The organism is Pseudomonas sp. LFS044 (genome assembly GCF_047978245.1).
Taxonomy (GTDB): Bacteria; Pseudomonadota; Gammaproteobacteria; order Pseudomonadales; family Pseudomonadaceae; genus Aquipseudomonas.
The window spans coordinates 102,378-129,093 of the sequence record NZ_JBFPFX010000007.1; the positions used below are offsets into that span (position 1 = coordinate 102,378).

Genomic DNA, 26,716 nt, shown 5'->3' on the forward strand with positions numbered 1-26,716 from the left:
GAGGACCTCATCATGTTGAAAGGCTACGGGGCAGTCATCCTCGACGGGGCGTGGCTGACGCTGCAGCTCGCCCTGTCGTCGATGGCCCTGGCCATCGTGCTCGGCCTGATTGGCGTGGCGCTGCGCTTGTCGCCGGTGCGCTGGCTGGCCTGGTTGGGCGATATGTACGCCACGGTGATCCGTGGTATTCCGGACCTGGTGCTGATCCTGCTGATCTTCTACGGCGGGCAGGACATCATCAACCGTCTGGGGCCGCTGGTTGGCTATGACGATTACATCGACCTGAACCCGTTGATTGCCGGTATCGGTACGCTGGGCTTCATTTTTGGTGCCTACCTGTCGGAAACCTTCCGCGGGGCCTTCCTCGGTATCCCCAAGGGCCAGGCCGAAGCGGGCGCGGCCTACGGCATGAGCGGGCGGCAAGTGTTCTTCCGCATCCAGGTGCCGCAAATGGTTCGCCTGGCGATTCCGGGTTTCACCAACAACTGGCTGGTATTGACCAAGGCTACCGCGCTGATTTCGGTGGTCGGTTTGCAGGACATGATGTTCAAGGCCAAGCAGGCGGCAGACGCCACCCGCGAACCCTTTACCTTCTTCCTGGCGGTGGCGGCGTTGTACCTGGTGCTCACCAGTGTCTCGCTGCTGGCACTGAAGTATCTCGAGAAGCGCTACTCGGTGGGCGTCAAGGTGGCTGAGCTATGATTTTCGATTACAACGTCATCTGGGAGGCCATGCCGCTGTACCTGGGGGGCCTGCTGACCACCCTGAAGTTGCTGGCGATATCGCTGTTCTTCGGCCTGCTGGCGGCTGTGCCGTTGGGGCTGATGCGCGTGTCGAAGCAGCCGGTGGTCAACCTCACGGCCTGGCTCTACACCTACGTGATCCGCGGCACCCCGATGCTGGTGCAGCTGTTTCTGATCTACTACGGCCTGGCGCAGTTCGAGGCGGTGCGTGAAAGTGTGTTCTGGCCATTGCTGTCCAGTGCCACGTTCTGTGCTTGCCTGGCCTTTGGTGTCAACACCAGCGCCTATACCGCCGAAATCATCGCCGGTAGCCTCAAGGCCACGCCCCATGGCGAGATCGAGGCGGCCAAGGCCATGGGCATGTCGCGCATGAAGATGTACCGCCGTATCCTGCTGCCGTCGGCCCTGCGCCGGGCATTGCCGCAGTACAGCAACGAAGTGATCATGATGCTGCAGACCACCAGCCTGGCGTCGATCGTGACCCTGATCGACATCACCGGTGCCGCACGCACGGTCAATGCCCAGTACTACCTGCCTTTCGAGGCCTACATCACGGCGGGCGTGTTCTACCTGTGCCTGACCTTCATCCTGGTGCGCCTGTTCAAGATGGCCGAACGCCGTTGGCTCGGCTACCTGGCGCCGCGCAAGCACTGAACGCTCTGTGAGAACCGACAGCATGTACAAACTCGAAGTCCAAGACCTGCACAAGCGCTATGGCAGCCATGAAGTGCTCAAGGGTGTTTCCCTGGCGGCCAAGGCAGGCGATGTGATCAGCATCATCGGCTCCAGCGGTTCGGGCAAGTCGACCTTCCTGCGCTGCATCAACCTGCTCGAGCAGCCGCACGCCGGCAAGATCCTGCTCAACAACGAAGAGCTGAAGCTGGTCGCCGGCAAGGACGGCGCGCTCAAGGCTGCCGATTCCCGTCAGCTGCAGCGCATGCGCTCGCGCCTGTCGATGGTGTTCCAGCACTTCAACCTGTGGTCACACATGACCGCGCTGGAGAACGTCATCGAAGCACCGGTGCACGTGCTGGGCGTGAGCAAGAAGGAGGCCCTGGAAAAAGCCGAGCATTACCTGGCCAAAGTGGGCGTGGCGCATCGCAAGGACGCCTTCCCCGGCCACATGTCCGGCGGTGAGCAACAGCGTGTGGCAATTGCGCGGGCGCTGGCCGTGGAGCCTGAGGTTATGCTGTTCGACGAGCCTACCTCGGCGCTCGACCCGGAGCTGGTGGGGGATGTGCTCAAGGTCATGCAGGCCTTGGCCCAGGAAGGCCGGACCATGGTAGTGGTGACCCACGAGATGGGTTTTGCCCGCGAGGTGTCCAACCAGCTGGTGTTCCTGCACAAAGGCCTGGTCGAAGAAACCGGCTGCCCTCGCGAAGTGCTGGCCAACCCGCAATCCGAGCGACTCAAGCAGTTTCTCTCCGGCAGCCTGAAGTAAAGGCTGCACCTTTGCACCAGAATAGGGCATGCTGCGCAGCGAGCGCAGCCTGACCCGGCGCCACAGACTCGAACGACCTCAGGTTTCGGACCGTACCCTATGACCACCCAGCGAATCGGTTTTCTCATCTGGCCAAGCACCAAGCCTTTAACGTTGGCGCTGGCAGAGGAAGTATTGCTGGTGGCCCAGCGGGTGCATCCAGACGTGGTCTACGAGCTGGCCTTCCTGCAGGCCGAGCCTGCCGAGGAGGGTGCCTGGCGGCTGCCGGGCGAGCCATGGAATGGTCGCCTGGAAGGCTGTCACAAGCTGTTCCTGCTGGCCGACGAACCGCCACAGGCGGTGGGTTCGACGCTGTCGACAGCGCTCAAGCAGCTGGCCCGCAGTGGCTGCATGATTGGCGGGTTGTCCGCCGGTGTGTACCCGCTGGCCATGCTCGGGCTGCTCGATGGCTACCGCGCCGCGGTGCACTGGCGTTGGCAGGACGATTTTGCCGAGCGTTTCCCCAAGGTCATCGCCACCAGCCACCTGTTCGACTGGGACCGTGACCGCCTGACGGCGTGTGGCGGCATGACCGTGACTGACCTGCTGCTGGCGGTGCTGGCGCGCGATCACGGTGCGGAGCTTGCCGGTGCCGTGTCCGAGGAACTGGTGGTCGAGCGTATTCGTGAGGGTGGCGAACGCCAGCGCATTCCGCTGCAGAATCGCCTGGGCTCCAGCCACCCGAAGCTCACCCAGGCGGTGCTGCTGATGGAGGCCAACATCGAAGAGCCACTGACCACCGACGAAATCGCCCAGCATGTGTGCGTTTCGCGCCGGCAGCTGGAGCGCATCTTCAAGCAGTACCTCAATCGAGTGCCGAGCCAGTATTACCTGGAGCTGCGCTTGAACAAGGCACGCCAGATGCTGATGCAGACCAGCAAGTCGATCATCCAGATCGGCTTGTCCTGCGGGTTCTCTTCCGGGCCGCATTTCTCCAGTGCTTACCGCAACTTCTTTGGCGCGACGCCGCGGGAGGATCGTAACCAGCGGCGTAACAGCAGCCCGTTCGAGCTCAGTTCGGCGCCGGCTGAAAAAGGCTGACGAGCTTGGCGGCATGCCTTGAGTTGTGTGGCGGCCATTAGACCGAGCGTCGCCCGCACGGCGCTCGATGCGGCCGCAGCACAAAATCATCGCCCTATACCCCGCAGCCCCTCCAGTTCAATGTGAACACCCGTTCACCCATCCCTTCTCTACCGTTACACTGCGCGATTGCGACAGTGTTTGTCGCATTGCCGAAAGCCTGGCTGAAACTGGGTTTTGCGCTGTAACAAGTTGTCGCTTGGCCGCAAGGACAGGCGCCGATCAGTCCTTACAATCCCCCCATCGCTCGCCACATCCAGGCCAGCGTTCCTCTTCAGGAGACTCAGATGTCCGTTGAGCAAGCCCCGGTGCAACGTGCCGATTTCGACCAGGTCATGGTCCCCAACTATTCTCCGGCGGCCTTCATTCCTGTGCGAGGCGAGGGTTCCCGCGTCTGGGACCAGTCGGGTCGCGAGCTCATCGACTTTGCCGGTGGCATCGCGGTGAACGCCCTGGGCCACTGCCACCCGGCACTGGTCAAGGCCCTGACCGACCAGGCCAACACCCTCTGGCACGTTTCCAATGTCTTCACCAACGAGCCGGCCCTGCGCCTTGCGCACAAGCTGGTTGACGCCACCTTTGCCGAGCGTGCGTTCTTCTGCAACTCCGGCGCCGAGTCCAACGAAGCCGCCTTCAAGCTGGCCCGTCGCGTTGCCCATGACCGCTTCGGCCCCGAGAAGCACGAAATCATCGCCACCGTGAACAGCTTCCACGGCCGCACCCTGTTCACCGTCAGCGTCGGTGGGCAGCCGAAGTATTCCGACGGTTTCGGCCCGAAGATCACCGGCATCAGCCACGTGCCATACAACGACCTGGAAGCGCTGAAGGCACAGATTTCCGACAAGACCTGCGCCGTGGTGATCGAGCCGATCCAGGGCGAAAGCGGTGTGGTGCCGGCCGACAAGGCGTACCTGGAAGGCGCGCGCAAGCTGTGTGACGAGCACAACGCCCTGCTGATCTTCGACGAAGTGCAAACGGGTGTCGGCCGTACCGGTTCGCTGTACGCCTACCAGCACTACGGCGTGACCCCGGACATCCTGACCAGCGCCAAGAGCCTGGGCGGTGGCTTCCCGATCGGCGCCATGCTCACCACCAGCGACATCGCCAAGCACCTGGCCGTCGGCACCCACGGCACCACCTACGGCGGCAACCCGCTGGGCTGCGCCGTTGCCTGCGCTGTGCTGGACGTGATCAACACCCCGCAAACCCTGGCGGGCATCAAGGCCAAACACGCGCGTTTCAAGGCTCGTCTGGAACAGATCGGTCAGCAGTACAGCCTGTTCACCCAGGTGCGTGGCGTCGGCCTGCTGATCGGCTGCGTGCTCAACGAGGCTTGGCAGGGCAAGGCCAAGGACATCCTCAACGCCGCCGAAAAGGAAGGTGTGATGGTGCTGCAGGCTGGCCCGGACGTGGTGCGCTTCGCGCCAAGCCTGGTGGTGGAAGATGCCGACATCGATGAAGGCCTGGACCGCTTCGAGCGCGCCGTGGCCAAACTGACCCAGGGTTGATTTGCCTGCGGTCTTTCGCTGGCCCTGCACGGGCCGGCGATACCTGAATTCCAGTGCCGGCGCGTGCTTGCAGATTCAATCACGCGCCCGCCGTTTTTCCGTGCCGTCGTGAACGGCCAGTTTTTCCAAAGGAGTGACACCATGCTGGTGATGCGCCCCGCGCAAATGGCTGATCTGAATGAAGTGCAGCGCATGGCTGCAGACAGCCCCGTTGGTGTCACCTCGCTGCCGGACGACGCTGCCCGCCTGGGCGATAAGATCGCCGCCTCGGAGACGTCGTTCGCCGCCGAAGTCAGCTTCAACGGTGAAGAGAGCTACTTCTTCGTCCTTGAAGACAGCGAGACCGGCAAGCTTGCCGGTTGCTCGGCCATCGTTGCCTCGGCCGGCTATTCCGAGCCGTTTTACAGTTTCCGTAACGAAACCTTCGTGCACGCTTCGCGCGAGCTGAAGATTCACAACAAGATCCACGTACTGTCGCTGTGCCACGACCTCACCGGCAACAGCCTGCTGACCAGCTTCTATGTGCTGCCCGAACTGGTCAACAGTGGCTGGGCCGAGCTCAATTCGCGCGGTCGCTTGCTGTTCATGGCGGCGCACCCGGAGCGCTTTGCCGATTCGATGGTCACCGAGATCGTCGGCTATAGCGACGAGCAAGGCGAGTCGCCGTTCTGGGATGCCATCGGGCGCAACTTCTTCGACCTCAACTACGCCCACGCAGAGCGCCTGTGCGGCCTGAAAAGCCGTACCTTCCTCGCCGAGCTGATGCCGCATTACCCGATCTACGTGCCCCTGCTGCCGGACGCCGCGCAGGAAGCCATGGGCCAGGTGCATCCGCGTGCGCAGATCACCTTCGACATCCTCATGCGCGAAGGCTTCGAGACCGAACATTACATCGACATCTTCGACGGTGGCCCCACCCTGCATGCGCGTGCTTCGGGCATCCGCTCGATCGCCCAGAGCCGTGTGGTGCCGGTCAGGCTGGAAGAGGCACCGGCCAGGGGTGGCCGCCCGTACCTGGTGTGCAACGGCCAGCTGCAGGATTACCGCGCCGTGCTGCTGGAGCTGGACTGGGTGCCGGGCAAGCCGGTCAGCCTCGGTGCGCAGGCCGCGGAAGCGTTGGGTGTGGGCGAGGGCGCCAGCGTGCGCCTGGTCGCGGTCTGAAGCCTGGGAACAGAGAGTTTTGCGGTGGCCGCAGCTGCCGCTCAAGGAGATAGCATGATCGTTCGTCCTGTACGCAGCAGCGATTTACCTGCGCTGATCGAATTGGCACGCAGCACCGGTACCACCGGGCTGACCACCTTGCCGGCCAATGAGGAGCGCCTCGGGCATCGCGTTGGCTGGGCCGAAAAGAGCTTCCGTGGCGAAGCCGAGCGTGGCGACACCGACTACCTGTTCGTGCTGGAAAACGATGAAGGCCTGGTGGTCGGCATCAGCGCCATCGCCGGTGCCGTCGGCCTGCGCGAGCCCTGGTACAACTACCGGGTCGGCCTGACCGTCAGTGCCTCGCAGGAGCTGAACATCTACCGCGAGATTCCGACCTTGTTCCTGGCCAACGACCTGACGGGCAACTCCGAGCTGTGCTCGTTGTTCCTGCGCAGTGACTATCGCTCCGGGATCAACGGCCGCTTGCTGTCGCGGGCGCGCATGCTGTTCATCGCCGAGTTCCCCGAGCTGTTCGGCAACAAGATCATCGCCGAGATGCGCGGCATGTCCGACGAGCATGGCCGCTCGCCGTTCTGGGAAAGCCTGGGTCGGCACTTCTTCAAGATGGAATTCAGCCAGGCCGACTACCTCACCGGCGTGGGCAACAAGTCGTTCATCGCCGAGCTGATGCCCAAGTTCCCGCTGTACACCTGCTTTTTGTCGGAAGCAGCGCGCAACGTCATCGGCCGGGTGCACACCGATACCGAGCCTGCGCTGGCCATGCTCAAGCAGGAAGGTTTCAACTACCAGGGCTATGTCGACATCTTCGACGCTGGCCCGGCTATCGAATGCGAAACCTCGAAGATTCGTGCGGTGCGCGAAAGCCAGACCTTGGTGCTGGCCGTGGGCACGCCGGGCGATGACGCCACCCCTTACATCATCCACAACCGCAAGCGCGATGACTGCCGCATCACCGCCGCGCCCGCGCGCCTGGCCGCTGGCACCCTGGTGGTCGACCCGCTGACCGCCAAGCGCCTGCGCATGGGCGCTGGCGACAACGTGCGCGCAGTGCCGCTGTCAGCAGCCCGGGAGGCCCAGTAAATGACCACGCATTACATCGCCGGCAACTGGCAGGCTGGCCGGGGTGAAGCCCTGCAATCGCTCAACCCGGTGACCCAGGCGGTTATCTGGCAAGGGCAGGGCGCTGACGCAAGCCAGGTAGACGCTGCCGTGCAGGCCGCTCGCCAGGCCTTCCCGGCATGGGCGCAACTGAGCCTGGAAGCGCGCATCGATGTGCTGGAGAAGTTTGCCGAGCAGCTCAAGACGCATTCCGAGGCGCTGGCCTACTGCATCGGTGAGGAAACCGGCAAGCCGCTGTGGGAATCGGTCACCGAAGTCACCAGCATGGTCAACAAGGTAGCGATCTCGGTGCAGAGCTACCGTGAGCGCACCGGCGAAAAGAGCGGCCCGCTGGCCGATGCCACCGCAGTGCTGCGGCACAAGCCCCACGGCGTGGTCGCCGTGTTCGGGCCGTACAACTTCCCCGGCCACTTGCCCAATGGCCATATCGTGCCGGCGCTGCTGGCAGGTAATTGCGTGGTGTTCAAGCCCAGCGAACTGACCCCCAAGGTCGCTGAGTTGACGGTCAACTGCTGGATTGCTGCAGGCCTGCCTGCCGGTGTGCTCAACCTGGTCCAGGGCGCGCGGGAAACGGGCGTGGCTCTTGCTGCCAACCCGGGTATCGATGGCCTGTTCTTCACCGGCTCCAGCCGTACTGGCAACTTGTTGCACCAGCAGTTTGCCGGGCGGCCAGACAAGATTCTGGCCCTGGAAATGGGCGGCAACAACCCATTGGTGGTGGACGAGGTCAAGGATATCGACGCGGCGGTCTACACCGTCATCCAGTCGGCATTCATCTCTGCCGGCCAGCGCTGCACGTGCGCTCGGCGCTTGCTGGTACCGCAGGGTGCCTGGGGCGATGCGCTGCTCGAGCGACTGGTCGAGGTGTGCAAGACCATCACGGTCGGTGCCTTCGACCAGCAGCCGGCGCCCTTCATGGGCTCGGTAATCTCGCTGCAGGCAGCGCAGGCACTGGTTGCTGCCCAGGCCGAACTGCTTGGCAGAGGCGCCATCAGCCTGCTGCAAATGACCCAGCCGCAGGCCAATGCCGCCTTGCTGACCCCAGGCATCATCGATGTCACTGCCGTGGCCGAGCGCCCCGACGAAGAGTTCTTTGGCCCGCTGCTGCAGGTGATCCGTTATACGGACTTCGATGCCGCCATCGATGAGGCCAACAACACCCAGTACGGCCTTGCCGCCGGGCTGTTGTCCGATTCCCGTGCTCGTTACCAGTACTTCTGGCTGCGCAGCCGCGCCGGCATCGTCAACTGGAACAAGCAATTGACCGGCGCTGCCAGCAGTGCGCCGTTCGGTGGCGTTGGCGCCAGTGGCAACCATCGCGCCAGCGCCTATTACGCGGCCGATTACTGCGCTTACCCCGTGGCTTCGCTGGAGACCGCCAGCCTTGCCTTGCCGGCGACCCTGACGCCGGGCGTCACCCTATAACAACAGGTCACGGAGCCTAGCCGATGAAATCCTATGAAGTGAATTTTGATGGCCTGGTGGGGCCTACCCACAACTACGGCGGCCTTTCCTACGGTAACGTGGCTTCGCAGAGCAATAGCCAGCAGGGCTCAAGCCCCCGTGAAGCGGCGCGCCAGGGCCTGGCAAAGATGAAAGCGTTGGCTGACATGGGCTTCAAGCAAGGCGTGCTGGCGCCACAGGAACGCCCGGACGTGGCCGCGTTGCGCCGCCTGGGCTTCAGTGGCAGTGATGCCGAGGTGATCCAGCGCGCCGCCAAAGAAGCCATGCCGCTGCTGGTCGCCAGCTGCTCGGCGTCGAGCATGTGGGTGGCCAATGCCGCCACTGTCAGCCCCAGCGCCGACACCGCCGATGGCCGAGTGCACTTCACCGCTGCCAACCTGAACTGCAAGTACCACCGCAGCATCGAGCACCCGACCACCAGCCGTGTGCTGGCCGCCATGTTCGACAACGACAGACACTTTGCCCACCACCCGGCACTGCCTGCCGTGGCACAGTTCGGCGATGAAGGCGCGGCCAACCACACGCGCTTCTGCCGCAGCTATGGCGAAGCTGGTGTCGAGTTCTTCGTCTATGGGCGCAGTGCATTCGACAGCCGCTACCCGGCGCCGCAGAAGTACCCGGCACGTCAGACCCTCGAGGCTTCCCAGGCGGTAGCGCGGCTGCACGGCCTGAGTGACGACGGTGTGGTCTACGCTCAACAGAACCCGGCGGTAATCGACCAGGGGGTGTTCCACAACGATGTGATTGCGGTGGGTAACGGCGAGGTGCTGTTCTACCACGAAGATGCCTTCCTTGAGACCGACGCGGTGCTTGGCCAACTGCAAGCTAAACTGGCCAGCAAGGGCGGCAACTTCCAGGCCATCCGGGTGCCACGGGCTAAGGTTGCGGTTGAGGACGCGGTACGGTCCTACCTGTTCAACAGCCAGCTGCTCAGCCGTGAAGACGGCTCGATGCTGCTGGTGGTGCCGGAGGAGTGCCGCAACAACGAGCGCGTCTGGGCCTACCTGCAGCAGTTGGCCAGCCAGGGCGGCGCGGTGCAGGAGGTCAAGGTGTTCGACCTCAAGCAGAGCATGCAGAACGGCGGTGGGCCGGCGTGCCTGCGCTTGCGCGTGGCACTGAAGGAATCGGAACTGGCGGTGGTCAATCCAGGCGTTATCATGACCGCCCCGCTGTACGACACGCTGCTGCAGTGGGTCGACAAGCACTACCGCGACCGCCTCGGCGAGGCGGACCTTGCCGACCCGCAGTTGCTGGTCGAATGCCGTACGGCACTGGATGAGTTGACCCAGATCCTGAAGTTGGGTTCGGTCTATCCGTTCCAACGCCAACCTTGAAGAGAGAGTTTGTAATGACCGACGCCCTGCGCCTGATCCTTGAAGATGAAGACGGCACCCAGCTGGAAACCTCCTGCACCCGTTTTGCCGTGGTGTGGCAAGGCAAGGAAGTGTGGATTCAGCAAGACGGCCGTGGCCAGTTGCTGATTGGCGTCGACGTCGACGAGAACGACGCCGAGTTTGCCAATCTGCTGCTGCGCCCGATGGCCACCAACCTGGTCAGCCTGCAGTTGGAGATGGAGCCGGCAGACGTCGGTGATGAAGGCGATGATCACGTCCATGGCCCCGATTGCGGCCACCACCACTAAGGAAGCGCCTATGCTCGCCCTTGGCAAATTGCTTGAGCTGACCCTGACCGATCACGAGCCGGCCGAGAAGACCCAAGTGACAACCAAGGGCGTGCGTTTGCGCTGGCTGGGGGAGGGCGCGCTGGAAGTGCGCCCTCCGGAAGTCGACGATTGTGGGTTGGACCTGCTGCTGTCGGCGGGTATTCATGGCAATGAAACCGCGCCGATCGAACTGCTCGAACGGCTGCTGCATGGCGTTGCCAATGGCAAGATCAAGCCGCGTGCTCGGGTGCTGTTCCTGTTCGGCAACCCGGCAGCCATCCGCAAGGGCGAGCGCTTCATCGAGCAGGACATCAACCGCCTGTTCAATGGCCGCCACGAACTCTCCAGTGGTTTCGAGGCGCTGCGTGCCGCCGAGCTGGAGCAGTTTGCCCGGGTTTTCTTCAGCAAGCCTGAGCGCACCCGCCTGCATTACGACCTGCATACCGCCATCCGCGGTTCCAAGATCGAGCAGTTCGCCCTGTACCCTTACAAAGAGGGGCGCCAGCATTCCCGGCGCGAGCTGGCGCGCCTGGCGGCCGCCGGCATGGAGGCGGTGCTGCTGCAAAGCAAGTCGTCGATCACCTTCAGTGCCTTCACCTATGAGCAGCTCGACGCCGAGGCATTCACCCTGGAGCTTGGCAAGGCGCGGCCATTCGGGCAGAACGAGCAGGTCAATCTCGACAAGCTGGAAGAGCGTCTGATCCAGATTATCGAAGGTGCCGAGCCCGAGACCGAAGGCTCGCTGGACGGTTTGCAACTCTTCAGCGTAGCCCGCGAGATCATCAAGCACAGCGAGGGCTTCCGCCTGCACCTACCGGCGGACATCGAGAACTTCTCCGAGCTGAGCAAGGGTTACCTGCTGGCCGAGGACCTGGCGGAAATGCGCTGGGTGGTCGAGGAGGAGGGCGCGCGGATCATCTTCCCCAACCCCAAGGTCAAGAACGGGCTGCGCGCCGGGATTCTCATCGTCCCGGACTCGGGGCAACGGCTGGGATGAATTGCTGAGGCCTATTGCCGGCTTGCCGGCGATAGGGTCAGAACGGTCAGCATTGGATCCCAGCGCATCCGTTAAAAGTATTTAATTAACCGCCTGTTCCATTTTCCCTTCCCTTGGGCGGTAATTGGCTTGCCAGCGGCAAAAGCCTGCCTTTAGCATCCGGTCATGTATTTTTCGTTTGCTTGAGCTGAAAAGCCGTCCAATCGACGCTTTCTATCGCATAAACACACTGCACCGAGATTGCAGGACCGATATAATGCGGCCCTTTGCCGTCGTTTCGTCGACGCGTTTGCCCCCAAGGGCCGCCGTTTCCGTGGAAGAACCTATGAAAAGCGCAGAAATCCGTGAAGCCTTCCTTCGCTTCTTCGAAGAGCAAGGCCATACCCGAGTCGCCTCCAGTTCGCTGATCCCGAACAACGACCCGACCCTGCTGTTCACCAACGCAGGCATGAACCAGTTCAAGGACTGCTTCCTCGGTGCAGAGAAGCGCGCCTACACCCGTGCGGTCAGCAGCCAGAAGTGCGTGCGCGCCGGCGGCAAGCACAACGACCTGGAAAACGTCGGCTACACCGCGCGTCACCACACCTTCTTTGAAATGTTGGGCAACTTCAGCTTCGGCGACTACTTCAAGCGCGATGCGATCACCTTCGCCTGGAACTTCCTGACGTCCGACAAGTGGCTGAACCTGCCCAAGGAAAAGCTCTGGGTCACCGTTTACGCCAGCGACGACGAAGCCTACGACATCTGGACCAAAGAAGTCGGCGTGCCGGCCGAGCGCATGGTGCGCATCGGTGACAACAAAGGCGCCCCGTACGCCTCCGACAACTTCTGGACCATGGGCGATACCGGCCCGTGCGGCCCGTGCACCGAGATCTTCTATGACCACGGCGCTGATATCTGGGGCGGCCCACCCGGCTCCCCGGAAGAAGACGGCGACCGTTACATCGAGATCTGGAACAACGTCTTCATGCAGTTCAACCGCACGGCTGACGGTGTCCTGCACCCGCTGCCAGCGCCGTCGGTGGATACCGGCATGGGCCTTGAGCGCATCAGTGCGGTCATGCAGCACGTGCACTCGAACTACGAGATCGACCTGTTCCAGAACCTGCTGATCGCAGCCGCCAAGGCCATCGGTTGCAGCAACGATGGCCAGGCTTCGTTGAAGGTTGTGGCCGACCACATTCGCTCCTGCGGCTTCCTGATCGCCGACGGCGTGCTGCCGTCCAATGAAGGCCGTGGCTACGTGCTGCGCCGCATCATTCGCCGTGCGTGCCGTCACGGCAACAAGCTGGGCGCCAAGGGCAGCTTCTTCTATCAGATCGTCGCTGCCCTGGTCGCCGAGATGGGCGAGGCCTTCCCGGAGCTCAAGAGCCAGCAGGCGCACATCGAGCGTGTGCTCAAGGCTGAAGAAGAGCAGTTCGCCAAGACCCTCGAGCAGGGCCTGCGCATCCTCGAGCAGGACCTGGCCCAGCTCAAGGGCAACGTGGTGCCGGGCGACGTGGTGTTCAAGCTGTACGACACCTACGGCTTCCCGATGGACCTCACCGCCGACATCGCCCGCGAGCGCGAGCTGACCATCGACGAAGCCGGCTTCGAGCGCGAAATGGACGCCCAGCGTGAGCGTGCCCGTTCCGCCAGCGCCTTCGGCATGGACTACAACAGCCTGGTCAAGGTCGACACGGCCACCGACTTCGTCGGCTACAGCGCCACCGAAGGCCAGGGTAAGGTCATCGCCCTGTACAAGGACGGCCAGGCCGTCGACCAGCTGGGTGAAGGCGAGCAGGGCGTCGTGGTCCTGGACCGTACGCCGTTCTACGCCGAATCCGGTGGCCAGGTCGGTGACTGTGGCTACCTGCAATCCGGTGCCGTGCGCTTCGACGTGCAGGACACCACCAAGACCGGCGGTGCATTCCTGCACCATGGGGTCGTCAGCAGCGGTGCGTTGGTCATCGGTTCGCCGGTCGAGGCCAAGGTCGATGCCGAGGTGCAGCACGCCACTTCGCTGAACCACTCGGCCACCCACCTGTTGCACGAAGCGCTGCGCCAGGTGCTGGGCGAGCACGTGCAGCAGAAGGGCTCGCTGGTCGACAGCCAGCGCCTGCGTTTCGACTTCAGCCACTTCGAAGCGGTGACGCCTGCGCAGATCAAGGCGCTGGAAGACATCGTCAACCGTGAAGTGCGCAAGAACACCCCGGTTGAAACCGAAGTCACCGATATCGAAACCGCCAAGCGCAAAGGCGCGATGGCCCTGTTCGGCGAGAAGTACGGTGATACCGTGCGCGTGCTGAGCATGGGTGGCGATTTCTCCGTCGAGCTGTGCGGCGGTATCCACGCCAAGCGCACCGGCGATATCAGCCTGTTCAAGATCATCAGCGAAGGTGGCGTGGCCTCTGGCGTACGCCGTATCGAAGCAGTTACCGGCGCTGCCGCGCTGGCCTACCTGAACGCTGCCGAAGAGCAGGTCAAGGAAGCCGCGCAGCTGGTCAAGGGTAACCGTGACAACCTGATCGACAAGCTGTCGGCTGTGCTTGAGCGCAACCGCCAGCTGGAGAAGCAGCTGGAACAGCTGCAGGCCAAGGCCGCCAGCGCCGCCGGGGATGATCTCTCCAACGCGGCTGTTGAGGTCAAGGGCGCCAAGGTGCTTGCTGCCCGCCTGGATGGGCAGGATGGCAAGGCCCTGCTGGCGCTGGTCGATCAACTGAAGAACAAGCTCGGCCACGCAGTGATCCTGCTGGGCAGCGAGCATGAGGGCAAGGTCGTGCTGGTGGCCGGCGTGACCAAAGACCTCTCCAGCCAACTCAAGGCTGGCGACCTGATGAAACAAGCCGCTGCGGCAGTGGGTGGCAAGGGCGGTGGCCGTCCGGACATGGCCCAGGGTGGTGGCGTCGACGTCGCTGCGCTGGACCAGGCCTTGGCGCTGGCCGTGCCGTTCGCAGAGCAGGGACTTTGAGATGAAGGGGCCGGCGGTCTAGTCGCCGGCCCCTTCATGTTGGATGGTTTTTTTGGGGCCCTGTATGGGCTGAGGCACCATTGAAATGGCGTTGATCGTACAGAAATTTGGCGGTACCTCTGTCGGTTCCATCGAGCGGATCGAGCAGGTTGCCGACAAGGTCAAGAAACACCGTGAGGCGGGCGACGACCTGGTGGTTGTGCTGTCGGCCATGAGCGGCGAAACCAATCGCCTGATCGAACTGGCCAAGCAGATCACCGATCAGCCGGTTCCGCGTGAGCTGGATGTGATCGTATCCACCGGCGAGCAGGTCACCATTGCCCTGCTGGCCATGGCCTTGATCAAACGTGGCGTGCCGGCTGTGTCCTACACCGGCAACCAGGTGCGCATCCTCACCGACAGCTCGCACAACAAGGCGCGCATCCTGCAGATCGACGACCAGAAGATTCGTGCCGACCTCAAGGCCGGGCGCGTGGTGGTTGTGGCTGGCTTCCAGGGCGTCGACGAGCACGGCAGCATCACCACCCTCGGCCGTGGCGGCTCCGACACCACCGGTGTGGCCCTGGCGGCCGCGCTCAAGGCTGACGAGTGCCAGATCTACACCGACGTCGATGGCGTCTACACCACCGACCCGCGTGTGGTGCCGCAGGCTCGCCGCCTGGAGAAGATCACTTTCGAAGAGATGCTGGAAATGGCCAGCCTCGGTTCCAAGGTGCTGCAGATCCGTTCGGTGGAGTTCGCCGGCAAGTACAACGTTCCGCTGCGCGTGCTGCACAGCTTCAAGGAGGGTCCGGGGACCCTCATTACCATTGATGAAGAGGAATCCATGGAACAGCCGATCATTTCCGGTATCGCCTTCAACCGTGATGAAGCCAAGCTGACCATTCGTGGCGTGCCGGACACCCCGGGCGTCGCTTTCAAGATCCTCGGCCCGATCAGCGCCTCGAACATCGAAGTGGACATGATCGTGCAGAACGTGTCGCACGATAACACCACTGACTTCACCTTCACCGTGCACCGCAACGAGTACGAGAGTGCTTACCGTGTGCTGGAAAACACCGCGCGTGAAATCGGTGCCCGTGAAGTGATCGGCGACACCAAGATCGCCAAGGTGTCGATCGTCGGTGTTGGCATGCGTTCGCACGCCGGCGTTGCCAGCCGCATGTTCGAAGCCCTGGCCAAGGAGAGCATCAACATCCAGATGATCTCCACGTCCGAAATCAAGGTTTCGGTAGTCATCGAAGAGAAGTACCTGGAGCTGGCCGTACGCGCGCTGCACACCGCGTTCGAGCTCGACGCTCCGGCCCGACAGGGCGAGTAAGGCGTTGCCTTGAGGGGCGCGGCTTGCCGCGCCCTTCGCGTTTCTGCTCGTCACGCAGGCCCTGTCCTGCCGGCGTGACGCGCTTTGCGGCCTTGAGTCGTTGTCCGCGACCAGGCCCTGCTGTTACCAGACTGTTATCCCTGAATGTTTGCCTAAGGAGAAAGCTATGTTGATTTTGACTCGTCGGTGCGCCGAGAGCCTGATCATTGGAGACGGCGAGATCACCGTGACGGTGCTCGGCGTGAAAGGAAACCAGGTGCGTATCGGCGTCAGCGCCCCTAAGGAAGTGGCCGTTCACCGCGAAGAAATCTACCTGCGGATCAAGAAAGAGAAGGATGAGGAGCCAAGCCTTTAATTCTTTTGAAGTTTTTTTCAAAAAAAGGGTTGCAAACGAGGAAGAGCCTGTTTAATATTCGCCTCGTGTTGCGGTGAGGTGGCCGAGTGGCCGAAGGCGCTCCCCTGCTAAGGGAGTATACCTCATAAGGGTATCGGGGGTTCGAATCCCCCCTTCACCGCCATTATTTGCGTAGGGCGCTGTAAGCGGTAAGAACGCTAAGTCGTTGATTTTAAACGAAAAGATTCTTGCAAAAATGTTTCAGCGACCTATAATGCGCGGCAAGACACGGACTCATAGCTCAGCTGGATAGAGTACTCGGCTACGAACCGAGCGGTCGCAGGTTCGAATCCTGCTGAGTCCGCCATTTTTGAAGTGGCTTTGCTTGCAAGGGTGCTTCAAACAACCAGTGGTAATCTGGTCTAAAACTACCAACTACGGACTCATAGCTCAGCTGGATAGAGTACTCGGCTACGAACCGAGCGGTCGCAGGTTCGAATCCTGCTGAGTCCGCCATTTTTTGAAGTGGCTCTGCTTGCAAAGGCGCTTCAAGCAATCAGTGGTAATCTGATTCAAAACTACCAACCACGGACTCATAGCTCAGCTGGATAGAGTACTCGGCTACGAACCGAGCGGTCGCAGGTTCGAATCCTGCTGAGTCCGCCATTTTTGAAGTGGCTCTGCTTGCAAAGGCACTTCAACCCACCAGTGGTAACCTGGTCTAAAACTACCACCACGGACTCATAGCTCAGCTGGATAGAGTACTCGGCTACGAACCGAGCGGTCGCAGGTTCGAATCCTGCTGAGTCCGCCATACAATCAAGAAGCCCGCTCATTTGAGCGGGCTTTTTGTTTTCTCCCGGTCACTGATTTATCAGTGATGCCCGCTAGACTCAAACTAACCAGCGCCACACTCTTTTGCGCGGTGGATGTGTTCTTTCTTTCGCAGCTGCCGTCGCACAGATAGCTTCGAGCGTTGTCCTAGCTTTATCGCGCAAACGATTGTTCTGGCCAAAAATTTAGGCGATCTGCCCGCTTAGGCAGTGTATGATTGCGCCCGTCAGCCCCGCCGGGGCTTGTGGAAAACCACCATGGACTTACCCAGTAGTTACTCCTTAACACGTTTCATGCAGCTTGATCTGACCGATTGATTCTCCCGGCGTGCTCCGCTGCTGGGAGTGGAGTTCGCCTATGACTGAAGTAGAAGTAAAAAAAGCGCAAGAGAGCCTGCAGGATCGCCTGGCCCAAGTGGTCGAGCTGTTGCAGCGCCAACGCGTGGTGGAAGACCTGACCCACCGTCAGGAAGGTCATCACCACGATCTGGTGGAAAACCTCGTCCACCGTCAGAATCTTGTCGAGCTGCAACGTAAGCTCGACGACCTGCACCCTGCAGACATCGCCTACATCCTCGAAGCCTTGCCTCTGGAAGACCGCCTGACGGTCTGGCAGCTGGTGCGCTCGGATCGTGATGGCGACATTCTGCTCGAGGTTTCCGATTCGGTACGCCAATCGCTGATCGCCGACATGGACGATCACGAGATCCTCGCTGCGGCCAAGGAGATGGACGCCGACGAACTGGCTGACCTGGCGCCGGAACTGCCGCGTGACGTCGTTCACGAGCTGATGGAAACGCTCGATGCCCAGCAGCGCGAGCGTGTCCGTTCGGCGCTGAGCTACGACGAGGAGCAGGTCGGTGCACTGATGGACTTCGAGATGGTCACCATCCGCGAAGACATCAGCCTGGAAGTCGTGCTGCGCTACCTGCGCCGCCTGAAAGAACTGCCCAACCACACCGACAAGCTGTTCGTGGTCGACTACGACGGCATTCTCAAAGGTGTGCTGCCGATCAAGCGCTTGCTGGTCAACGACCCGGACAAGAAGGTGGCGGAGGTCATGGCGACCGACCCGGTATCCTTCCACCCCGAGGAAGATGCCTACGACGCTGCACAGGCGTTCGAGCGTTATGACCTGGTATCGGCGCCGGTGGTGGACAAGAGCGACCGCTTGATCGGCCGTTTGACCATCGATGAAATGGTCGACCTGATTCGCGAGGAGAGCGAGAGCGAAGTCCTCAACATGGCGGGCCTGCGTGAAGAGGAGGACATTTTTGCCTCGGTCTGGCGTTCCCTGCGCAACCGTTGGGCGTGGCTCGCGATCAACCTGATTACCGCATTCCTGGCTTCGCGGGTTATTGGCCTGTTCGAAGGTTCCATCGAGAAGCTGGTAGCCCTGGCTGCACTGATGCCCATCGTTGCGGGCATTGGCGGCAACTCCGGTAACCAGACCATTACCATGATCGTTCGCGCCATGGCGTTGGACCAGGTGTCACCGGGCAATACCAGCCGCCTGATGCGCAAGGAGCTGGCAGTTTCGCTGCTCAATGGTCTGATCTGGGGTGGGGTGATCGGTATCGTCGCGTTCTGGCTGTACGGCAGCTGGTCACTGGGCCTGGTGATGACTGCGGCGATGACCTTGAACTTGTTGCTGGCCGCGCTGATGGGGGTATTGATCCCCATGACCCTGACGCGTCTGGGACGCGACCCGGCCATGGGCTCCAGCGTGATGATCACTGCCGTGACCGACAGCGGTGGCTTCTTCATCTTCCTGGGGCTGGCGACGCTGTTCCTGCTGTAACAGCGTCAACGCCTGGGGGGCTGCCTGGCAGTTCCCCGCGGCGTTCTCGGCACAACGAAAAAAGCCAGCTTGCGCTGGCTTTTTTGTGCTCGCTGTACGCTTCAGGAAGCGTCGGCGGCCATTTCCACGTCGTGAGCGATGAGGGCCACCAGCGCGTTCTGCTGGCGGTGCGACAACTGGCGGAAGCGTTGCAGCAGCTCGCGTTCATGCAGGGACAGTTCAGGGCTGTCCAGGCGCATGCTCAGCTCGTCGCCCAGCGCACCTTCCTGGATAAGGCTTTGTTCCAGGCGAGCGATGATTTCGGAGTTCATGCTGCGGTGATGGTTGCGCGCTACCTCGGCAATGCGCTCACGCATTCCGTCTGGCAGGCGGACTACAAACTTGTCAGCGGTGCGGCTCGAATAAATAGCCTGTTTCATTGGGCGCATATAAATTGACCGGTTTTTGGTTCAGGGGAAGCGGTTCTCAAATTGGCCGCACGGGATGGTGGTACGACCGTGGCGACGACAAAATGTTCAACCGACTGGAAAATTTGGTGCTCATCTTGCCTCAAGGTCGCCGTTTCCTTGGCGTCAATTCTGTGACAAATAGTGATCCCGATAAAGGCTTTTTGCCAGTACCAATTATCAGAAATGAGTACTGGTTTGAAAAGTTTTGCATTCCCAGGCTCACCCTACCGTCAGGCCCTTGCCGTCAAAAACCCGTAAAACGCAGCAAAGGTCACAGAAAACCCCTAAAATGCGCGGGTTTCCTTTCATAGAGCATAGTGGCTATGCAACATGACGCAAGCGCCCAACGTAAACCCCCAGGCCGCCTGATATTCCTGATAGGACCTTCAGGTTCGGGAAAAGATTCCCTGATCGATGCGGCCCGTGAGCAGCTCTCTGCCGCGGGGGTTGAAATTGCCCGGCGGGTCATCACCCGCTCGCCGGAGGCCAAGGGTGAGGCTGCCCATGGCGTTACGCCAGAGCGTTTCGCGGCCATGCAGGCGGCCGGAGAATTTGCCATGTATTGGCAAGCCAATGGCCTGGCGTACGGAATCCCTGCCCAGGTCAACGATTGGCTGGCGCAGGGGCGATCGGTGCTGGTCAATGGTTCCCGGGCTTATCTGCCCGAAGCTCGACAGCGCTATCCGGACCTTCTGGCGGTATGCCTGGAGGTCAAGCCCGAGATCCTGCGCGAGCGCCTTCTCGCCAGAGGGCGCGAGACGCCGCAGCAGGTCGACCAGCGCCTGGCGCGAGGTGCGCAGTTGCAGGCCGGCGCCGATTCGGCGGTGTATCGCCTGGACAACTCGGGGTCGCTGGCCACGGCGGTGTGCGCGTTGCTTGAGGTGCTGCGCCAGGAGCGGCTGCTCGTTTGACATGTATCGGAAAGGCCCTACGTGCAAAAAGCCCGATAGGTGCATGACAAACGGCAGCCTGCTGGTTAACATGCTCCCCGTCCAGCCGTGCAGCGCTCGCTGTCGGTTCTTGTGTCTCAGTAGCTCAATTGGATAGAGCATCCCCCTCCTAAGGGGAAGGTTGGCAGTTCGAACCTGCCCTGGGACGCCATATTTCTGCTACTTGCAGTTCCCCGCCTTGCGGTACCCCGCAGCTTGCGCCTCGGCCTCGTTGCCGAACGCCACCTGATTTTTCTGCGCGACCTGGCTGTACCCTGGGCACCCGCTGGCCAGGTGGTACACATGACTGTTGCGGTTGCCAATAATCGCCCCGTCGATCGACGCACTCGCCAATGTCGGTTTGGCCACCTCCTTCACTGCATTTTTCGGGGCTGCCGATGCGGCGATGTCGGGAGCGCCTGCGGGCTTGTAACCCAGGGTCCACGTGCGTTCGCCCGTTACGAAGGGGTTGGAGTGGCCCATGATCGCGGCAATACGCTGGTCCCGTTGTTTCTCCCATGCCGATACCGGGTGCTGTTTGTCCCAGGCCATGAGCAACTGTTGCTGCTGGCGCGACATGCTCAGCTTGTAGCGGTCGAACATGTAGAACGTCGTACGCGCCACCAGGCCTTTCACTTCATCGCGAGGTTCGGCAGTTTTCTGCTGGAAGTCCACCTTGGTGGTGCATTGCCCGTATTGCGGCGCGACGCCCGAAACCATGCCGTAGTTGAAGTTGCTGCGGTCTCCGTTCACCTCGCCCACGGACGGGTAAAGGTTGAACAGGTCAGCCTCCATGGCGCGGAAGGTCGGGTCTTTATCGACGCAGTGTTCACGCCCACCGTTCTGCCAGCACTTGCCCTGGTGGCCAAAGGTCCACGCCGGCACGATGTGTTCCCATTCCGTTCGCTCGGCACGTGTCTGCAGCTTGCGGGTTTCATAGCCGCAGGACTTGGCATCGACCCGGCCGCCGGACTTGCCTACCCAGGTCCATTTGCAGCCACAGTACAGCTCACCCATGGGGCTGTTTGCCTGATCGAGGTAGATTTTCTGCTTGGCGACAACCTTGGCTTCGGTAAACGTTGCGGGTGGATTGGCGAATGCGCTGGGGATGGCGGCGAGGGCGAGCGTTACGACGTACAGCAGTTTCTTCATGAGAAAACATCATCGGATTTTGGGGGGCGGGATTATACGGCGTGCTGACGTCGAATGAAGAAATGTCCAATGACGATGCCGTACTGCGCCTACATAAACCGGTGCTGCATAGTGACGCCACCCCGGGCAGGGGTGGCCATCGACGCTCAGATCTGGCTAGCCTCCAACGCTTTTTCACGTTCGGCGTTGCCCTGCGAGGCTGCAAGGTCGGTGCCTTGGGGAAGCTGCTCGGCCATCCCACCCTGCTCCTGGAGTTTTGCCTGAGCCTCCATTTTCAGGTCTTCTTTGATGCGTTGCGCTATCTGCTCGCAAATCCTGGCTCTCTGTTCCGGTGGCAGCGCGTTGAACTCCTCAATCGTCATGCCCAGTTCGGCGAGCATTTTCTCCTTGATTTTATCCTCGGGCGTCTTGGCCATGTACTCGCGGAATGCTTGTGTGGCATCGCTGCTTTCCTGGGTGCTTGCGCCGGCCTGCTGGCGTGCGGCAATGTCGGGGTTCTGCAGCAGCACCTTCAGTTTGGCAAAGGCTTCTTCACGGGCCTCTTCGGCGTTCTGTTCCGAGGTGCTGCCCTGGCTGTTCTTTTGCGCGGAGGTGTTGCTTGGTGCCTGTGGCGCACGCAGCGGCACGCTATCGGCCTGTGGCTGTTCGAGAATGATCCGGTGCTGTTGCTGGACCGTGGGTTGCCAGCCCAAGCCATTGAATATGATCACGGTGTTTCCTCCTTGTCCCTGGAAGTCATTAAAGGGCTCGGTTCAGGGGCAAAGGCCATGCCAGTGAGGCAAACCCGAGAAAATAGGGCGTCTGGGCTATTCCGGTTGCCATCTGCGCGGAATATGCTCGCCAGTGACAGGAACGATCTTGCCGCTGGCGGCAATCACGAGCACATTCGGCAGCACCTTGACCGGGGCGCAGTTGCTGGACACCAGGGAGAGCGTCCATGAGTCAGGAATCAAGGCCGGTGCCTGCCGGTTTCAGTGAGCAGCAATTGCAGATGCTGTTCGAGTTGATCAGCGATGGCATCTGGGATTGGAACGCCAACACCGGCTACGTCTATCGCAACCCCGGCTGGTACGCCATGCTCGGCTACGCCAGCCATTCCATGGCCAACAGCGTCCTTACCTGGGAGAGCGTGATCCACCCCGAGGACTACCCGCGGGTGATGGCGCACTTCGAGGCGTACATCAACCAGCGCAACGAGCGCTACCTCATCGAGTACCGCTGCCGCTGCCAGGATGGCAGCTACCTGTGGATCGAGGACAGCGGCCACATCATCGCCCGCAACGAAGACGGCTCGGTGGCGCGCATGCTGGGCGCGCACCGCAACATCGACGCCGGCAAGCGCCTGGTGGCTCAGCTTGAGCAAAAGAACCAATCGCTGGAGGCTCAGGTGGCTGAGCGCACGCGCGAGCTGTCCTGGGTCAACCAGCAGCTGCAGCGCCAGCTGGACGAAAACCGCGAGCTGGCCGAGCGTGATGCGCTCACCCGCATCGCCAATCGCTACCGGCTGGAGCAGGCGCTGCAACAGGAATGCAGGCGCGCCCAGCGCTTTCGTGAGCCGCTGGCGGTGATCGCCATGGACGTGGACGATTTCAAACCAATCAACGACCGCTATGGTCATGCCCAGGGCGATGCAGCCTTGGTCCACGTGGTCGAGAACTTGCGTACCTGCCTGCGCGATCACGACCTGCTGGCGCGTTGGGGCGGCGACGAGTTCGTCATGGTGATGCCGCAGACCACGCTGGACGAGGCGCTGGCGGTGGCGGGCCGGTTGCGTCAGGCGATGGTGCAGGTCGAGCAGATTGGCGAGTGCCGGCTGACCCTGAGCTATGGCGTGGTGCAGTGGCAGGAAGGTGAAGGTCAGAGCGACCTGCTCGGTCGTGCAGACAAGGCCTTGTACCGGGCAAAGGGTGCCGGCAAGAACGCCATTTCCGAGTGAACCTGCATCGGCGAGATGAAAAAAGGCCCGCAGCGCCTTCAAGGCACTGCGGGCCAAATCGGCCGTAGCCGCTTCAGTGTCAGATGTGCAGGGCGTGGCCCAGCGCGCGCAGTGCCGCCTCCTGAACCGCCTCGCCCAGGGTCGGGTGGGCGTGGATGGTGCCGGCGATATCTTCCAGCCGAGCGCCCATTTCCAGTGACTGGGCAAAGGCCGTGGACAGCTCAGAAACCGCCACGCCAACCGCCTGCCAACCCACGATCAGGTGATTGTCACGGCGCGCCACCACGCGCACGAAGCCAGTTTTCGACTCCAGGCTCATGGCCCGGCCGTTAGCGGCGAACGGGAACTGCGCAACGATGCAGTCCAGCCCTTGCTGGCTTGCCTGCTCCGGTGTGTGGCCGACCACCACCACCTCCGGGTCGGTGAAGCACACGGCGGCAATCGCGCTGGGCTCGAAGCGTCGCGCCTTGCCGGCGATGATTTCGGCCACCATTTCGCCTTGCGCCATGGCGCGGTGGGCGAGCATGGGTTCGCCGGCCACGTCGCCGATGGCCCACACGTTGCGCATGCTGGTCTGGCAGCGGTCGTCGATGGCGATGGCAGCGCCGTTCATCTTCAGTGCCAGGCTGTCCAGGTTGAAGCCCTGGGTGCGCGGGCGGCGGCCCACGGCCACCAATACCCGGTCGGCTTCCAGGCGCAGCTGTGCGCCTTGGCCATCGCGGGCCAGCAGGCAGCCGTTGTCATAGCCTTCGACGCTGTGCCCCAGGTGCAGGGCGATGCCCAGCTTTTTCAGTGAGTCGGCCACCGGCGCGGTCAGTTCGCTGTCGTAGGTCGGCAGGATGCGCTCGCGCGCCTCCACCACACTGACTTGAGCGCCCAGCTTGCGGTAGGCGATACCCAGCTCCAGGCCGATATAGCCCCCGCCCACCACCACCAGGTGCTTGGGCAGCGTCTGCGGTGCCAGGGCTTCGGTAGACGAAACCACAGCGCCGCCCAGCGGCAGCATCGGCAGCTCGACGCTGTTCGAGCCGGTGGCCAGCAGCAGGTGCTCGCACTGGATACGCTGGCCATCGACCTCGACATGCTTGCCGTCGAGGATCTTCGCCCAGCCATGGATCACCTTGACCCCGTGCTTTTTCAGCAGCGCAGCGACGCCGGTGGTCAGGCGGTCGACGATCCCGTCCTTCCAGGCCACGCTTTGGCTGATGTCCAGGCGCGGCGAGGTCACGCTGATACCCAGCTCGGACGGTTCGGTGTAGCGGGCGGCCTGATGGAACTGCTCGGCCACATGGATCAGTGCCTTGGACGGAATGCAGCCGATGTTCAGGCAAGTGCCGCCAAGCGCCTGGCCTTCCACCAGAACGGTGGGGATGCCCAACTGCCCGGCGCGGATGGCAGCCACGTAGCCGCCTGGGCCGCCGCCGATGATCAGCAGGGTGGTGTCGATAGTCTGTTGCATGCTCACTCCACGAACAGGCAGGCGGGTTGCTCAAGCAGGCCACGCACGGCCTGGATGAACAGCGCGGCATCCATGCCATCGACCACCCGGTGGTCGAACGAGCTGGACAGGTTCATCATTTTGCGGATCACGATCTGGCCGTCGATCACCATCGGCCGCTCGACCATGCGGTTGACGCCGACGATCGCCACCTCCGGGGTGTTCACCACCGGCGTACTGACGATGCCGCCCAGCGCGCCGAGGCTGGTCAGGGTGATGGTCGAGCCGGACAGTTCCTCGCGGCTGGCCTTGTTGTTGCGGGCGGCGTTCGCCAGGCGGGAAATCTCGCTGGCATTGCCCCACAGGCTGCCGGCCTCGGCGTGGCGCAATACGGGCACCATCAGGCCGTTATCGCCCTGGGTGGCGATACCCACATGCACCGCGCCATGGCGAGTGATCACCTGCGCTTCGTCGTCATAAGTGGCGTTGATCTGCGGGAAGTCGCGCAGCGCGACAACCAGTGCGCGGACCAGGAACGGCAGCAGGGTCAGTTTGCCGCGGTTCTCGCCGTGCTTGCTGTTGAGTTGCAGGCGCAAGGCCTCCAGCGCCGTGACATCGATCTCCTCGACGTAGCTGAAGTGCGCGACACGGCGCTTGGCATCCTGCATGCGCTGGGCGATCTTGCGGCGCAGGCCGATCACTTGCACCTGCTCGCTGTCGGTGCGCTTGGCGTAGCCGCCGGGCGCCTGGCCTGCAGTGCTCTGCGGTTTGCTGATGAAGGCGTCGAGGTCTTCGTGCAAGATGCGCCCGGCCGGGCCGCTGCCATGCACGTAACGCAGTTCGACGCCGGCATCCAGCGCGCGCTTGCGCACGGCCGGGGAGGCCAGGGGTTTTTCGTCGGCCTGGCGCGGCACGATCGGCGCCGCGCTGTGCGACGCTGCTGCCGGGCAGGCAACCGGTTGCGCTTCGACACGCGGCTCCGGCTTGGCAGCAACCGGTGCGGCTTCAGTTGCGGCAGGCTTGGCCTGCGGCGCATCCACATGGTTGCCGCTGCCTTCGACTTCGATGCGGATCAGCTCGCTGCCGACCGCCATCACCTCACCTGGCTGGCCGCCCAGGGCCAGTACCTTGCCGCTGACCGGCGAAGGAATTTCCACGGTGGCCTTGTCGGTCATGACATCTGCTACTACCTGGTCCTCGGCGATTACATCACCGACTTTGACAAACCATTCCACCAACTCGACCTGCGCAATGCCTTCACCAATGTCCGGCATTTTGATGACGTGCGTGCCCATTCAGACCTCCATGACCCGTTTCAATGCCGCACCTACCCGCGAAGGGCCTGGGAAGTAAGCCCATTCCTGCGCGTGAGGGTAGGGGGTGTCCCAGCCAGTGACGCGCTCGATGGGCGCTTCCAGATGGTGGAAGCAATGCTCCTGCACCAGTGACACCAGCTCGGCGCCAAAGCCGCAGGTACGGGTGGCCTCGTGCACCACCACGCAGCGGCCGGTCTTTTTCACCGACGCGACGATGGTGTCCAGGTCCAGCGGCCAGAGGCTGCGCAGGTCGATCACTTCAGCGTCGACGCCGGTCTCTTCGGCGGCCACCTGGGCCACATAGACCGTGGTGCCGTAAGTCAGCACGGTAACGTCGCTGCCGGGGCGGGTGATGGCTGCCTTGTCCAGCGGCACCGTGTAGTAGCCATCGGGTACTGCGCTGTGCGGGTGCTTGGACCAAGGGGTCACTGGGCGATCGTGGTGGCCGTCGAACGGGCCGTTGTACAGGCGCTTGGGCTCGAGGAAGATCACAGGGTCGTCGGATTCGATCGAGGCGATCAGCAGGCCTTTGGCGTCATACGGGTTGGACGGCATCACCGTGCGTAGGCCGCACACCTGGGTGAACATCGCTTCCGGGCTCTGGCTGTGCGTCTGGCCGCCGTAGATGCCGCCACCGCACGGCATGCGCAGGGTCAGTGGGGCGATGAATTCGCCGGCCGAGCGGTAGCGCAGGCGCGCCATCTCGGAAACGATCTGGTCGGAGGCTGGGTAGAAGTAGTCGGCAAACTGGATTTCCACCACCGGCCGCAGGCCATAGGCGCCCATGCCGACGGCGGTGCCGACGATGCCGCTCTCGGAGATCGGCGCGTCGAACACGCGCGACTTGCCGTACTTGGTCTGCAGGCCTTCGGTACAGCGGAACACGCCGCCGAAGTAGCCGACGTCCTGGCCGTAGATCACCACATTGTCGTCGCGCTCGAGCATGACATCCATGGCCGAGCGCAGGGCCTGGATCATGGTCATGGTGGTGGTGGACATGGCGGTTTCCGGGTTGATGCTGTTGTTGTGGTCGTTCATC

The 26,716-nt window shown here is 62.3% G+C and carries 23 protein-coding genes and 6 tRNA genes; 23 read left to right on the forward strand and 6 right to left on the reverse strand.

The window, feature by feature from the left end; genetic code table 11:
- The first annotated feature begins 12 nt into the window (after nucleotides 1-12).
- The 20 genes from ACNQPL_RS07985 (at nucleotide 13) to mgtE (ending at nucleotide 18,457) form a co-directional block, all read left to right on the forward strand.
- A complete protein-coding gene (locus tag ACNQPL_RS07985; protein WP_346615018.1) occupies nucleotides 13-702 on the forward strand; it encodes an ABC transporter permease in 690 nt (229 codons plus the stop codon).
- The gene (locus tag ACNQPL_RS07990; protein WP_346615019.1) at nucleotides 699-1,397 is read left to right on the forward strand and encodes an ABC transporter permease; all 699 of its coding nucleotides are present in this window, start codon (nucleotides 699-701) and stop codon (nucleotides 1,395-1,397) included. Before ACNQPL_RS07985 ends, ACNQPL_RS07990 begins: the two co-directional genes overlap by 4 nt.
- Before the next feature lie 22 nt (nucleotides 1,398-1,419).
- Nucleotides 1,420-2,184: an arginine/ornithine transport ATP-binding protein AotP gene (gene aotP / locus ACNQPL_RS07995; RefSeq protein ID WP_346615020.1), complete on the forward strand. Its 765-nt coding sequence runs from the start codon at nucleotides 1,420-1,422 to the stop codon at nucleotides 2,182-2,184.
- 99 nt (nucleotides 2,185-2,283) lie between these two features.
- Entirely contained in the window at nucleotides 2,284-3,264 is a 981-nt protein-coding gene (argR, locus tag ACNQPL_RS08000) for a transcriptional regulator ArgR (RefSeq protein WP_346615021.1), read from the forward strand.
- Between the two features lie 326 nt (nucleotides 3,265-3,590).
- A complete protein-coding gene (locus ACNQPL_RS08005; RefSeq protein ID WP_346615022.1) occupies nucleotides 3,591-4,811 on the forward strand; it encodes an aspartate aminotransferase family protein in 1,221 nt (406 codons plus the stop codon).
- Nucleotides 4,812-4,952: 141 nt separating this feature from the next.
- On the forward strand, nucleotides 4,953-5,972 hold the full coding sequence (aruF, locus tag ACNQPL_RS08010) for an arginine/ornithine succinyltransferase subunit alpha (protein ID WP_416466397.1): 1,020 nt from the start codon (nucleotides 4,953-4,955) through the stop codon (nucleotides 5,970-5,972).
- A gap of 54 nt (nucleotides 5,973-6,026) precedes the next feature.
- Nucleotides 6,027-7,055: an arginine N-succinyltransferase gene (gene astA / locus ACNQPL_RS08015; RefSeq protein ID WP_346615024.1), complete on the forward strand. Its 1,029-nt coding sequence runs from the start codon at nucleotides 6,027-6,029 to the stop codon at nucleotides 7,053-7,055.
- Nucleotides 7,056-8,519 carry a succinylglutamate-semialdehyde dehydrogenase gene (gene astD, locus ACNQPL_RS08020; protein ID WP_346615025.1) on the forward strand — a complete coding sequence of 488 codons (1,464 nt, stop codon included), beginning with the start codon at nucleotides 7,056-7,058 and terminating at the stop codon, nucleotides 8,517-8,519.
- 23 nt (nucleotides 8,520-8,542) lie between these two features.
- On the forward strand, nucleotides 8,543-9,892 hold the full coding sequence (gene astB / locus ACNQPL_RS08025) for an N-succinylarginine dihydrolase (RefSeq protein ID WP_346615026.1): 1,350 nt from the start codon (nucleotides 8,543-8,545) through the stop codon (nucleotides 9,890-9,892).
- Between the two features lie 14 nt (nucleotides 9,893-9,906).
- Nucleotides 9,907-10,200, forward strand: a complete 294-nt coding sequence (locus tag ACNQPL_RS08030; RefSeq protein WP_346615027.1) for a topoisomerase II — start codon at nucleotides 9,907-9,909, stop codon at nucleotides 10,198-10,200.
- Nucleotides 10,201-10,210: 10 nt separating this feature from the next.
- Nucleotides 10,211-11,218, forward strand: coding sequence for a succinylglutamate desuccinylase (gene astE, locus ACNQPL_RS08035; protein ID WP_346615028.1), 1,008 nt, complete (start codon nucleotides 10,211-10,213; stop codon nucleotides 11,216-11,218).
- 325 nt (nucleotides 11,219-11,543) lie between these two features.
- On the forward strand, nucleotides 11,544-14,168 hold the full coding sequence (alaS, locus tag ACNQPL_RS08040) for an alanine--tRNA ligase (protein WP_416466399.1): 2,625 nt from the start codon (nucleotides 11,544-11,546) through the stop codon (nucleotides 14,166-14,168).
- Between the two features lie 85 nt (nucleotides 14,169-14,253).
- Nucleotides 14,254-15,489: an aspartate kinase gene (locus ACNQPL_RS08045; RefSeq protein ID WP_346615030.1), complete on the forward strand. Its 1,236-nt coding sequence runs from the start codon at nucleotides 14,254-14,256 to the stop codon at nucleotides 15,487-15,489.
- Between the two features lie 166 nt (nucleotides 15,490-15,655).
- Nucleotides 15,656-15,844, forward strand: a complete 189-nt coding sequence (gene csrA, locus ACNQPL_RS08050) for a carbon storage regulator CsrA (protein ID WP_003254503.1) — start codon at nucleotides 15,656-15,658, stop codon at nucleotides 15,842-15,844.
- A gap of 72 nt (nucleotides 15,845-15,916) precedes the next feature.
- Nucleotides 15,917-16,007: transfer RNA gene (locus ACNQPL_RS08055), tRNA-Ser, on the forward strand.
- Nucleotides 16,008-16,113: 106 nt separating this feature from the next.
- Nucleotides 16,114-16,190: transfer RNA gene (locus ACNQPL_RS08060), tRNA-Arg, on the forward strand.
- Between the two features lie 72 nt (nucleotides 16,191-16,262).
- Nucleotides 16,263-16,339: transfer RNA gene (locus ACNQPL_RS08065), tRNA-Arg, on the forward strand.
- A gap of 73 nt (nucleotides 16,340-16,412) precedes the next feature.
- Nucleotides 16,413-16,489: transfer RNA gene (locus tag ACNQPL_RS08070), tRNA-Arg, on the forward strand.
- 71 nt (nucleotides 16,490-16,560) lie between these two features.
- Nucleotides 16,561-16,637 (forward strand) — tRNA-Arg (locus ACNQPL_RS08075).
- Nucleotides 16,638-17,014: 377 nt separating this feature from the next.
- On the forward strand, nucleotides 17,015-18,457 hold the full coding sequence (gene mgtE / locus ACNQPL_RS08080) for a magnesium transporter (protein WP_346615031.1): 1,443 nt from the start codon (nucleotides 17,015-17,017) through the stop codon (nucleotides 18,455-18,457).
- Between the two features lie 101 nt (nucleotides 18,458-18,558).
- On the opposite strand, the gene ACNQPL_RS08085 is transcribed toward mgtE, so the two are convergent.
- Complete coding sequence (locus ACNQPL_RS08085) at nucleotides 18,559-18,885, reverse strand: Arc family DNA-binding protein (RefSeq protein ID WP_003254499.1); 327 nt, start codon at nucleotides 18,883-18,885, stop codon at nucleotides 18,559-18,561.
- Nucleotides 18,886-19,229: 344 nt separating this feature from the next.
- On the opposite strand from ACNQPL_RS08085, the gene phnN reads away from it, so the two are divergent.
- Both phnN and ACNQPL_RS08095 read left to right on the forward strand, forming a co-directional pair.
- Nucleotides 19,230-19,817 (forward strand): phosphonate metabolism protein/1,5-bisphosphokinase (PRPP-forming) PhnN, encoded by a 588-nt coding sequence (gene phnN / locus ACNQPL_RS08090; protein ID WP_346615032.1) that lies wholly within the window; start codon nucleotides 19,230-19,232, stop codon nucleotides 19,815-19,817.
- Nucleotides 19,818-19,930: 113 nt separating this feature from the next.
- Nucleotides 19,931-20,007, forward strand: a tRNA-Arg gene (locus ACNQPL_RS08095).
- Nucleotides 20,008-20,015: 8 nt separating this feature from the next.
- Here the strand turns inward: ACNQPL_RS08095 and ACNQPL_RS08100 are convergent.
- Together ACNQPL_RS08100 and ACNQPL_RS08105 are read right to left on the reverse strand one after the other, a co-directional pair.
- On the reverse strand, nucleotides 20,016-20,987 hold the full coding sequence (locus ACNQPL_RS08100; RefSeq protein WP_416466400.1) for an endonuclease: 972 nt from the start codon (nucleotides 20,985-20,987) through the stop codon (nucleotides 20,016-20,018).
- Nucleotides 20,988-21,133: 146 nt separating this feature from the next.
- Nucleotides 21,134-21,613 carry a hypothetical protein gene (locus tag ACNQPL_RS08105; RefSeq protein ID WP_416466402.1) on the reverse strand — a complete coding sequence of 160 codons (480 nt, stop codon included), beginning with the start codon at nucleotides 21,611-21,613 and terminating at the stop codon, nucleotides 21,134-21,136.
- Between the two features lie 311 nt (nucleotides 21,614-21,924).
- Here ACNQPL_RS08105 and ACNQPL_RS08110 point away from each other — a divergent pair, with 311 nt between their 5' ends.
- On the forward strand, nucleotides 21,925-22,923 hold the full coding sequence (locus ACNQPL_RS08110) for a diguanylate cyclase domain-containing protein (RefSeq protein ID WP_416466404.1): 999 nt from the start codon (nucleotides 21,925-21,927) through the stop codon (nucleotides 22,921-22,923).
- Nucleotides 22,924-23,002: 79 nt separating this feature from the next.
- Here ACNQPL_RS08110 and lpdA read toward each other — a convergent pair whose 3' ends face one another.
- From lpdA to ACNQPL_RS08125, 3 genes are read right to left on the reverse strand one after another with little or no spacing between them, the layout of a single operon-like run.
- Nucleotides 23,003-24,382, reverse strand: a complete 1,380-nt coding sequence (lpdA, locus tag ACNQPL_RS08115; protein WP_416466406.1) for a dihydrolipoyl dehydrogenase — start codon at nucleotides 24,380-24,382, stop codon at nucleotides 23,003-23,005.
- Nucleotides 24,383-24,384: 2 nt separating this feature from the next.
- Nucleotides 24,385-25,656 (reverse strand): dihydrolipoamide acetyltransferase family protein, encoded by a 1,272-nt coding sequence (locus tag ACNQPL_RS08120; RefSeq protein WP_416466407.1) that lies wholly within the window; start codon nucleotides 25,654-25,656, stop codon nucleotides 24,385-24,387.
- The gene (locus ACNQPL_RS08125) at nucleotides 25,657-26,715 is read right to left on the reverse strand and encodes an alpha-ketoacid dehydrogenase subunit beta (protein WP_416466409.1); all 1,059 of its coding nucleotides are present in this window, start codon (nucleotides 26,713-26,715) and stop codon (nucleotides 25,657-25,659) included.
- Nucleotide 26,716 lies beyond the last annotated feature (1 nt).

Coding starts and splice junctions, on each gene's coding strand:
- ACNQPL_RS08100 (WP_416466400.1), bottom strand. CDS start 20,987: ATGAAGAAACTGCTGTACGTCGTAACGCTCGCCCTCGCCGCCATCCCC.
- astD (WP_346615025.1), top strand. CDS start 7,056: ATGACCACGCATTACATCGCCGGCAACTGGCAGGCTGGCCGGGGTGAA.
- astA (WP_346615024.1), top strand. CDS start 6,027: ATGATCGTTCGTCCTGTACGCAGCAGCGATTTACCTGCGCTGATCGAA.
- ACNQPL_RS08085 (WP_003254499.1), bottom strand. CDS start 18,885: ATGCGCCCAATGAAACAGGCTATTTATTCGAGCCGCACCGCTGACAAG.
- aruF (WP_416466397.1), top strand. CDS start 4,953: ATGCTGGTGATGCGCCCCGCGCAAATGGCTGATCTGAATGAAGTGCAG.
- csrA (WP_003254503.1), top strand. CDS start 15,656: ATGTTGATTTTGACTCGTCGGTGCGCCGAGAGCCTGATCATTGGAGAC.
- alaS (WP_416466399.1), top strand. CDS start 11,544: ATGAAAAGCGCAGAAATCCGTGAAGCCTTCCTTCGCTTCTTCGAAGAG.
- ACNQPL_RS08125 (WP_416466409.1), bottom strand. CDS start 26,715: ATGAACGACCACAACAACAGCATCAACCCGGAAACCGCCATGTCCACC.
- astB (WP_346615026.1), top strand. CDS start 8,543: ATGAAATCCTATGAAGTGAATTTTGATGGCCTGGTGGGGCCTACCCAC.
- ACNQPL_RS08110 (WP_416466404.1), top strand. CDS start 21,925: ATGAGTCAGGAATCAAGGCCGGTGCCTGCCGGTTTCAGTGAGCAGCAA.
- ACNQPL_RS08005 (WP_346615022.1), top strand. CDS start 3,591: ATGTCCGTTGAGCAAGCCCCGGTGCAACGTGCCGATTTCGACCAGGTC.
- mgtE (WP_346615031.1), top strand. CDS start 17,015: ATGACTGAAGTAGAAGTAAAAAAAGCGCAAGAGAGCCTGCAGGATCGC.
- ACNQPL_RS07990 (WP_346615019.1), top strand. CDS start 699: ATGATTTTCGATTACAACGTCATCTGGGAGGCCATGCCGCTGTACCTG.
- ACNQPL_RS08120 (WP_416466407.1), bottom strand. CDS start 25,656: ATGGGCACGCACGTCATCAAAATGCCGGACATTGGTGAAGGCATTGCG.
- ACNQPL_RS08045 (WP_346615030.1), top strand. CDS start 14,254: ATGGCGTTGATCGTACAGAAATTTGGCGGTACCTCTGTCGGTTCCATC.
- aotP (WP_346615020.1), top strand. CDS start 1,420: ATGTACAAACTCGAAGTCCAAGACCTGCACAAGCGCTATGGCAGCCAT.
- ACNQPL_RS07985 (WP_346615018.1), top strand. CDS start 13: ATGTTGAAAGGCTACGGGGCAGTCATCCTCGACGGGGCGTGGCTGACG.
- lpdA (WP_416466406.1), bottom strand. CDS start 24,382: ATGCAACAGACTATCGACACCACCCTGCTGATCATCGGCGGCGGCCCA.
- phnN (WP_346615032.1), top strand. CDS start 19,230: ATGCAACATGACGCAAGCGCCCAACGTAAACCCCCAGGCCGCCTGATA.
- argR (WP_346615021.1), top strand. CDS start 2,284: ATGACCACCCAGCGAATCGGTTTTCTCATCTGGCCAAGCACCAAGCCT.
- ACNQPL_RS08030 (WP_346615027.1), top strand. CDS start 9,907: ATGACCGACGCCCTGCGCCTGATCCTTGAAGATGAAGACGGCACCCAG.
- astE (WP_346615028.1), top strand. CDS start 10,211: ATGCTCGCCCTTGGCAAATTGCTTGAGCTGACCCTGACCGATCACGAG.